At 62.1% G+C, this 8,701-nt stretch carries 8 protein-coding genes and 1 pseudogene; 7 read left to right on the top strand and 2 right to left on the bottom strand.

Features of this window, described 5'->3' with window-relative positions:
* Positions 1-273 precede the first annotated feature (273 nt).
* The 4 genes and pseudogenes from AB0H49_RS34315 to AB0H49_RS34300 all read left to right on the top strand — a co-directional run bounded on the left by AB0H49_RS34315 (position 274) and on the right by AB0H49_RS34300 (position 4,242).
* On the top strand, positions 274-1,257 hold the full coding sequence (locus AB0H49_RS34315; protein ID WP_357257262.1) for a hypothetical protein: 984 nt from the start codon (positions 274-276) through the stop codon (positions 1,255-1,257).
* Positions 1,258-1,808: 551 nt separating this feature from the next.
* Positions 1,809-2,642, top strand: coding sequence for a hypothetical protein (locus AB0H49_RS34310; RefSeq protein ID WP_357257259.1), 834 nt, complete (start codon positions 1,809-1,811; stop codon positions 2,640-2,642).
* 634 nt (positions 2,643-3,276) lie between these two features.
* Positions 3,277-3,642: pseudogene (locus tag AB0H49_RS34305) on the top strand (DUF6615 family protein); the annotation flags it as partial.
* Between the two features lie 102 nt (positions 3,643-3,744).
* Complete coding sequence (locus AB0H49_RS34300) at positions 3,745-4,242, top strand: hypothetical protein (RefSeq protein ID WP_357257269.1); 498 nt, start codon at positions 3,745-3,747, stop codon at positions 4,240-4,242.
* A 1,428-nt stretch (positions 4,243-5,670) separates the two neighbouring features.
* Here the strand turns inward: AB0H49_RS34300 and AB0H49_RS34295 are convergent.
* Positions 5,671-6,024, bottom strand: a complete 354-nt coding sequence (locus AB0H49_RS34295) for an FAD-dependent oxidoreductase (protein WP_357257266.1) — start codon at positions 6,022-6,024, stop codon at positions 5,671-5,673.
* A gap of 7 nt (positions 6,025-6,031) precedes the next feature.
* On the opposite strand from AB0H49_RS34295, the gene AB0H49_RS34290 reads away from it, so the two are divergent.
* From AB0H49_RS34290 to AB0H49_RS34280, 3 genes are all read left to right on the top strand, one after another.
* On the top strand, positions 6,032-6,244 hold the full coding sequence (locus AB0H49_RS34290; protein WP_357257256.1) for a hypothetical protein: 213 nt from the start codon (positions 6,032-6,034) through the stop codon (positions 6,242-6,244).
* Positions 6,245-6,256: 12 nt separating this feature from the next.
* A complete protein-coding gene (locus AB0H49_RS34285) occupies positions 6,257-6,379 on the top strand; it encodes a hypothetical protein (protein WP_357257254.1) in 123 nt (40 codons plus the stop codon).
* Positions 6,380-6,653: 274 nt separating this feature from the next.
* Positions 6,654-7,796, top strand: a complete 1,143-nt coding sequence (locus AB0H49_RS34280; protein ID WP_357257265.1) for an acyl-CoA desaturase — start codon at positions 6,654-6,656, stop codon at positions 7,794-7,796.
* Here the strand turns inward: AB0H49_RS34280 and AB0H49_RS34275 are convergent.
* A complete protein-coding gene (locus tag AB0H49_RS34275) occupies positions 7,766-8,554 on the bottom strand; it encodes a hypothetical protein (RefSeq protein WP_357257251.1) in 789 nt (262 codons plus the stop codon). The genes AB0H49_RS34280 and AB0H49_RS34275 overlap by 31 nt on opposite strands.
* Positions 8,555-8,701: the final 147 nt, after the last annotated feature.

Here is an 8,701-nt window from a genome sequence, read left to right as displayed (position 1 = left end):
AGAGCCTAACAGCGCATCCATCTAATCAAGTGCGCCGGGGGCGGCGCTCCGCGCCGCCGCCGCGCTACGACGCGCAGCGCGGCTCCCAAACAGCGCGGTCGCAGCGGCGCGTCGGACGCGTCGGCGGCGCGCCGCGCCAAAAGATACGGCCATGACACTTCTACCGCACCGCTGCATCAACGAAGGCAGTGCTGGGCACGGCGTGAGCCGTACCCGACTTGCCTCCCGCAGTCAGGCGCCCGATGAGCCGACACTCTGCCCGATCCACCGGCAGTGGTCGCCTACAACGTCAACTCGTTGTCGGCATCGGCAGCTACCGTTTTTCGGGTGCCGAGACGAACCAATGCGTTTCAGAAGCTCGTAGCCACGATCACCGAGCACATCAGCGGCGAAGCCACGGTGACCGAGTCGAAGTTGCTCAGCGACCTCGACACCGGCGAGGATCGGGAAGTAGACGTCTGCATCGAACACGAGGTAGCCGGCCATACGATCCGTATCTGTATTGAGTGCTCAAGCCATCAACGTCCGCGAGATGTCGGGTGGGTGGAGCAGATGCACGGCAAGCATCTACGCCTACCCACAAACCTGCTGGTCCTTGCTTCCAAGTCAGGCTTCACCGGTCCGGCGCTGAGGAAGGCGGAGTCGTACCGCATTGAAACCGCCGTTCCCGGCAGGCTTCCGTCCACATTCGGATCGGAGATCGTTGGCAAGTTGGATGCACTATGGGTCGCCGCTATGGACCTCACGCCGGACAAGGTCAGGTTTCACATGGAGGCAACGCCAGACCTACCCGCGGAAGTCGTTGTAGCACTGCCGGACAACGTCTTGTTCCGAGCGGATGGCAGGCCGATGGCCTACGCGCTGGGTTACGCCAAGCTGGTAACGATGCACCTGGGTGCGAATGTCACCGACATGTTGTCGTCTGCGAGAGGTGATGAAACGCGCTTTCTTGTAGAGGTTGATCCTGCACGTATCCCGGACCCTGACACTGGGGAGAATGTGGCGATTTTCCTGCAGAAGGAAGAACCGAGCGGGAACTATCTTCGGCATATCACCAAGGCGTCTATCACCGGCCCGGCCAACGTGCGGATTGCGCAAGTCCCCCTCACGCACGGAGAGCTGCGCGGTACTGGCTATTCCACCGGGTCCACAACGCTGCCCGACGGTTTCACAGTCCAAATCGTTGCCACTGAAACTTCCGAGGGGGAACGACGCCTCACGTTCCACCACTCTTCTCACCCAGGTTCCGTGACATAACGCTGCGCGACCTTCGGCCGCGTGGCTCTGCTGGGTGATGGCCTGCATCGTGTTCCCGCGCCCCTCCAGCGTCAAGAGCGCTTCGCGTCCCTCCGGGATGGGCTTCGCCCACTCTTGACCCCGGAGTCACTACGTGAGAAGGGCAGGCGTTGAGTCAGCCCCGGTGTGCAGCCCACCACCCAGCAGGGCCATGCTGTGGTGACGATGCCACGAGAGTGACACAAGAGCCCCGTACGCAGCCGGACAGCCGATTACTGAACCGCCAAGACACGCGACTTCAACGGCCAGCCCGGTACCTCTGAAGTCAGTCCGAGCCTGCCTCCGGAGTAGAAGGCCAGCCGAACGGACGGGAGAGCAGATTGCGCGTGCCCCGTACGTGGACTGATCACCGTGAACTCACGGTGATCAGCGCGAGGTGAGGAGGTGTGTCGTGGCAGGAGGGACGGATCTACTTGACCAGAATGGGAGCGCGGACAGCGGAGGGTACGTCACAGCAGGACTCTACGGCAGACAGAAACAAGAGCATCAGCGCTTGAGCGAGGGAATTCAGAATGAGTGAAAACAGCTTCACCCTGTCAGAAGAATCAATATTGCGACGCGTACCAAGAGTTGTCGCGCCCGAACAGGCACTCCTCTTGGAGGCACTCGCGTACTCGGCGGACTCCATCGATATGGCCTATAGGCTTATGCTGCGGATCGCGAATGCGGTCGGAGAGAATCCAGAAAACCTGACAAGAAGTGTCCAGATACAGCTTTTGAACAATGCGTGGGCAATGGTGGACGCCCTCCATAATATGCGCCAAATTCTGCAAGCTCTGAAAACCTCGGGTTCAACTGCCATGAGGTTCTTAACTGAATACGAATCGGCCACCCACTTGCGGAATGCAATGGACCACATTAAAGACCAGGCCAAGAACCTCGCACTGAAAAGGAAGGCAGAACCCCCGCTCATCGGCGCCCTAGGATACAATTTCGTTCCTACCGAAGCTATCGTCACGGCCGAGGACGGCACCATCAAGGAGCTAACTCGGGGCGTGGCTGTCACGACATCCATCGGAAGACTGCGAAAAAAGACGAATATGACACTCGCAAATCCAGCAAGCGAAGGCCCACTGCAAGAAAACATCTTTGGACTACGATTGGAAGCATTCGACTATTCGATTGAGCTAATGCCCGCCTATCGAGACTTCGTTGCTCTTGTAACCGCAATGGATAAGGCTTTTGCCAAGAGTATCCCCGAGCAGGCCCGCCGCTTGGCTGACGAGAACGGCGTTTCTTACGACGAGCTTATGGAGCATTTCGGTGCTGGCCTATCGACGTTCGCAATATGGGAGAGTACAACCCACTTAAGAAGCGCCACCCCGACCGAAGTTCCGCCTGCGTAGGATCTCGGCCGATGGAGAATACCGCGTAGGACGCGCCCAATACCAGCTGCCGAAGTGCAGGACCAGAACGGGACCACACGCTATGAACGAAGTCACACAACCTGGGGGTTGTAGTTCGCCATTGAAGGTTCAGAACACCTCTGATCTGTTCCTATAGCTCTCGGACCGATCCGGAGCTCAAGGTGGCAGCGACATCGTGCGACGACCACACTTCTGACGACAACGACGACGACAGCCTTGCATTTCCGCCGCTTGACCAACATGCGGGTTACCACTGGACTCGCGCTGACCACTGACCACTGACCACGCCCATGCCTGGCAGCGTGGGGTCAGGGGTTCGAATCTCCTTAGCTCCACAGAAATAGCAGGTCAGGCCCGGTCTAAGACCGGGCCTGACCTGTTTTGTTGTATCCGGCCCCGCGCTTTACCCCCCGTTGTGGTCCTAGATCCTGTTTGCCGTGCAAGCTACGCGGTGGTGTGTGCAAGTGTGTACACCGAGACCAGACCGGCGGATTCGGTTGCAAATCGCCTTGACCAGCCCTCGTGGATGTCGCGTGGCTGCGCTGGAGTTGTTGATGGTGATCGAGGGACAGTCATCGTGCCTTGTCGGCTGTCACAGTAGGAGGATGTGACCATGACATCGGTGGGGGAAGCGTTCAAACGGGCTCGTATCCAAGCTGTTCGGCACATGGCGGAGTGCGAGCGGGCTCGTCTTCGGTGGGGCGAGACGACGATCACTGAGATAGTGACAGCGCACACTTCTCGGGCCGTCACCGTCGTTCCGTTTACTCAGCCAGCCGAAGCGGACAGTGGTGCGGACTGGGTCTGGTGGTGGGTGGACAGCGCGGGTGCTTACGGGATGCTCGTGCAGGCAAAGCGGGTGACCGTGACAAGGGATAGGTGGCACTTCGGCTTCGATTACAAGTCGGATGGATCGGGGAGCTCGCAGCGGGAGACGCTTCGTTCTACTGCGGCAGAGCTAGGCGTCCTGCCTGTGTACGCGCTCTATCTCGGGACAGGTGCCTACCGCAGGTGGGAGCCCTGTGCGGACGTTCACCGGCGTGGACGCTGCATCCACTGTGTTAAGCGTTCTGTCTCACTGATGCCAGCGCTGCTTGCAGATGAACAATTTGTTGATCACGCGGGGGCGACCTACGAGCGGTCGGTGGCGCTGGAGGACCTGTGGACAAGCCCCGGGGAAAGTGCACCGCTGATACCGGCGCTGCAGACGCAGCTCGCCCCGGAACTCTGGGAGTTCCTCGAGACCCGGCAGGACGGAACACGAGCAGTCAGCCGGTCGATGATGGACCGGGTTTTGACGGCGCGCGCCGGCCAGCTCTATGCAGTATCAGCGAGTGCTCCTAGGAATCACAATGGCGACCATAACCAGCTCGATTCGATCTTCGGCAATGTTCCCGACGACACTGGGCATTGGGGTTTGAGCTACTTCGAGCACGTGCTCAACCCTCTGCGGCGCACGCCACCTACCTACATTCGCCAAATCATGAGGGGCGAAATCGATCAGGACTACCTGGCATCCGTCGTATCTGTCGACGTTGCTGGCATCGTCGTGATTCGAGTACCGGAGGACGACCAGTGAAGCTCTCAAGGTGAGCCGGCGAGACAGCGAGGCTGGAAAGGTGAAGGCATCCTCACATTCCAGGCCGTACGCATCGGCCTGTTGTCCAGCAGCCAGCTCGTGACTGAGGGTGACGACCTCGTGTCACGCGCGTTTGCCAATGGGGTTGCCGGTCTCGCGGATCAGCATGGTCAAGGTGTAGGCCAGGCGATGCTATCGAGGCTGGATGAACAGCGGACGAGCTCGTGGTCGCCCAGGACGGTCGAACCTGCTCCACCCCAGTGAAGTCCAGAACTCGTCGGCTTCCTCGCTATAGGCGAATAGGCGGCGGTTCGGATGCTGCTCCTCCAGCGCGCGCACCACCCGGCCGCCGACACCGCGTCGTCGGGAGCGGGTAGCCACCTCGATGAACTGGACCTCCAACCTCTGTTCCGAGATCGGGCACTCCCGCGTACTCCGGGTTGATTCCGCCTGGGTCGTCCAGCACCAGCCGAGCCACCTCGGCACCGTCCTCGACCGCGCACACGTATCGGTAGGCGGCGCGGGGAAAGCGGCCGTCCCACCAGTTCTCGTGGTCATAGACAACCGAGCGATCGAAGGGCGGGATCCACGAGGCCGGTTTCGCATCGCCACGGTGAAAATCGATGAGCTGCAACACCACAATCAGCCCTCGACCTCGTCCGGCATCTGGGCGAAGCAGAAGTCGCACTGATCGTCGCCGGAGCTGGCGATGTTGTAGGGGAGGTCATTGAGCGTCATGACGTCCTCTCAGATCGTGGGTCGTGAGCTTTGGGTGATGCCTGGCTCAGCATAGGAGCGAGAACCGACAGCCCCTCCTTCCTGGTCGTGAGCCGAGTCCAAGGTTGTACCTCCGGCAGTTCGGTTGATGACACAGCCAACCTGACGCGCGTTGGACGTAATCCGTTGGCACGCACGGATTCCGCATATGCGGATGCGCTGAAACTGCTCGTGGCAACGTTCTTGGCCGCTACACTCAACTCGCAACGCTGAATACTGTTGGTATCGGCGCGTGGCAGGCGCGTCCTCGCGTCGCGCGTCTGGCCAGTACCTGCCCGGCGCGTAAGCGTGCTTGCTCCCGATTCCACCGCAGTTCTCAACCAGCTAGCGCCATCCGTCTCCGGCGCCGCCCAAGGCAACCCAGGAACCGGGATGGGCAGGAACCCCCGCGACGATGCGTCGACGCCCTGCCACCGGCCCCCAGGGCAGCAGACACCCCCAGCGCTGGTGAGCCGCAGAACACCCGCCGCCGGGCCCGCGCAAATTTGACCGTCCCCGCGCTAACCCCGGTTTGAACGGGAAGCCATGGGGAAGCGATCGGAACCGCCGGGACAGGCCCTATGCCGTTTCCGCAGTTCACGACGTAGCGGTTTACCGGCACCGTCGATTTGCCCGGGCGAGCTGTGGCGGGGACCCACCTGGTGGGCAGGTCTAGTTGTCACCAATCCATGCAGCAGCCCCGAGTGTGTCGATCAGGCCCTCGACGTGGGCGGCGGCATTCTCGGTGAGGCGGATGATCGCCGGCATGCGCTTGCGGTAGAGCAGGTTCAGCAGCTGAATGTCGCCGCCGGGCGCGCTCGCCAGTTGGCCTGCGTTGCGGGAGCCCGAGCCGTGCCCGCAGAACTGCGATTCCAGCAGGACGGCGTCGACGCCGTGCTCGGCAAGGCGGAGCGCGGTCGCCATGCCCGCGAGTCCGCCGCCGATGACCGCGACGGAGCAAACGCACCGCTGAGCTGACGCGCAACGTCGCCGAGCACATCCTGGCCTCGGCGAGCGCGCCGAAATCCCCGCCGTGAACGGTCACGGCAATGTCCGCTCGGTCGCCGCTGTGCAGTCGGTGCTTGCGTGCGGTGGCACCGTCGGCGGGGTCCGGCTGCTGTCACCGCACGGGTGCGAGCGCGTCTTCGACGAGCAGTTCGGCGGCACCGACCGCGTTCGGGACTATCCGGTCCGCTGGGATATCGGGTACCAGTTGGAGAACCGCACGTGTTCGTGGGGTGGGTAGGGCGGCTCGCTGGTGCTCGTCGACTTCGACCATCGAATGACGGTGTCGTATGTGATGAACCAGATGCTCGGCAACCGCGGCTACGACCGGTCGCTCGGCGTGCTGCTGGCCGCGTACGAGGCGATCACAAGCTGACTCGAACCATGCGCCGACGCCGACGGTACCGGATCGACGGCGGTGAGCTGGGGCGCGCACATCGGCATGGGGGATGTCGAGATGCCATGTGGCTGAGTGCATGTAGGCGGACATATCACACCGCAGTCCGATTCCATGTCATACCAAAGGGTTACGAGTAACGAGAATCCGGCCGATAGCTTCGGGGGTATCGAATCGGCGCCCCGCTCCGACGTCGACCGATCGACATCGTCGACTGACGGAGGTGGCGTCTACTCAGCTCTCAGGAAGATCTATGACGACACCTGCCTTGTCCCCCGAGTCCTCTCCACGGTCACCGCAGCGCGGCGGCGGCGGTGATTACGCCCGTCTGTTGCGCCGGATCTCCGAGGCGGGACTGATGAACCGGCGTCCCCTCTACTACGCCGTCCGGCTCAGCCTCGTCGGGGTCGCGTTCGCAGCCGGCTGGGCGGCGTTCGTCCTCATCGGCGATTCGTGGTGGACGCTGCTGGTCGCGGGATTCATGGCCGTGACGTTCGCTCAAATCGCACTCGTCATGCATGATGTCGCGCACCGCCAGGTTTTCCGGCTACGGCAACCGACGGAGCTCATGGGACGACTCGTCGGCAACGCCGGCATCGGCCTGGGCTACGGCTGGTGGCAGGACAAGCACACCCGGCATCACGCCAACCCGAACCACGAGGAACTCGACCCCGATGTCGCGCCCGACATTCTGGTCTGGTCACAACAGCAGGCACGGTCCAGCCGCAGTCTGCCTCGACTCATCGGGAGGGCGCAGGCGTTCCTGTTCTTTCCCCTTCTGTTGCTGGAGGGCCTGAACCTCCATGTGGCCGGTGTACGTGCGCTCAGAAATCGATCGGTCGACCACCGCGGATTGGAGGGCACACTGCTGTTCGGCCACTTCGCCATCTACCTGGTCGCACTGTTCGCGGTTCTGCCCGCCGACAAAGCCTTCGCGTTCCTTGCTGTCCACCAAGGTTTGTTCGGCCTGTACATGGGTTGCATCTTCGCCCCGAACCACAAGGGTATGCCAACCTTGACCGGCGCCGACCGCCCCGACTACCTCCGTCGCCAAGTGCTGACCTCCCGCAACGTGCGGGGTGGCGCGTTGACCGACCTCGCCCTCGGCGGGCTCAACTATCAGATCGAGCATCATTTGTTCCCGAGCATGCCGACGCCGAACCTGCGTCATGCCCAGGTGATCGTCCGCGACTACTGCACCGAAATCGGCGTGCCCTACCACGAAACCGGGCTGATCTCCTCCTACCGCGAGGCGCTGAGACACCTGCACCACGTCGGCGCTCCTCTGCGCACTCCCGATCGGCACCCGGATGCTGTAGTGCCACAACGCAATCCGGTTGAAGGGGCGTCATCGATGAAACCGGTTCAGTGCTCGACAGGCTCGACCGAGCCGTAGATGACGATCTCTGCCTTGGCCGTCGCGGCGAGAACGATGAATCGCTCGAGCTTGTCCGAAGGCAGGAAACCCAGCACCAGTCCATCCGCGCTGGTGAAGACGCCGATCAACGCGGTATCGACCGCACGACAACGATCGGCCAACAGCCGCAGGTAAGGCTGAAGATCGGTCTCGCTGTTCCAGGATCCGATATCGTCGTCGCACTGGTCCCAGTACCAGGCCAGTCCTTCCGGACAGGTGGGCATCAGCTCCAGGCGGCGGCGAATCGTGTCGGGATCGTAGCCACGGTCGTCCCCGTCGAGGTCATCGAGCACCCAACTGTCCTCGGGCCGAATCCGATAGAACGCGAACTTGCCGTTGGTTTCGTCGACCTTGATGATGCACCGCAACGGAATGGGCGTGCTCAGCTCACCGGCCAGCCGTCCGACCTCCCGAGCCAACGCGATCCCTTGCCTGAGCAGTGTCCGCTGCGCGTCGACGTCGACGCCGACGATCGGCCCGTCGGCATACGTGTAGTCGACGGACACAAAGTCTTCCAGGTGGAAGTCGTTGTGCCAGTGCTCCCAATCGTAGAGGTCGACCAAACGTCCCGGTGCGTCGTCAGCGTCCGCGGGAATCGGGGCCCAGGACACCACCTCGCCGCGACTTTCGATCCCGCCGTCCACCCAGGTACGCAAACCGGAGGCCAAGCCCTCCTCTGGATCCAGACCACCGAAGCCGTCCCGCACACCGAGCAGTCTCGCCGCTCGGTCGTTCATCTGCACCGTAAGCACAACCCAAGCTATCGCTCATACCGACATCGAATTGCGTGGGACTGTCGGAACAACGGCGGATCTTGATCTCGGTCCGATCGGCCGAACCTGATGGTTCGGCAGGAAGGACCGACGAATGTCGGAGACACTGGC

The sequence above is a fragment of the Nocardia sp. NPDC050713 genome (assembly GCF_040654315.1).
GTDB lineage: Bacteria > Actinomycetota > Actinomycetes > Mycobacteriales > Mycobacteriaceae > Nocardia.
This window is presented reverse-complemented; position numbering and strand designations above follow the sequence as displayed.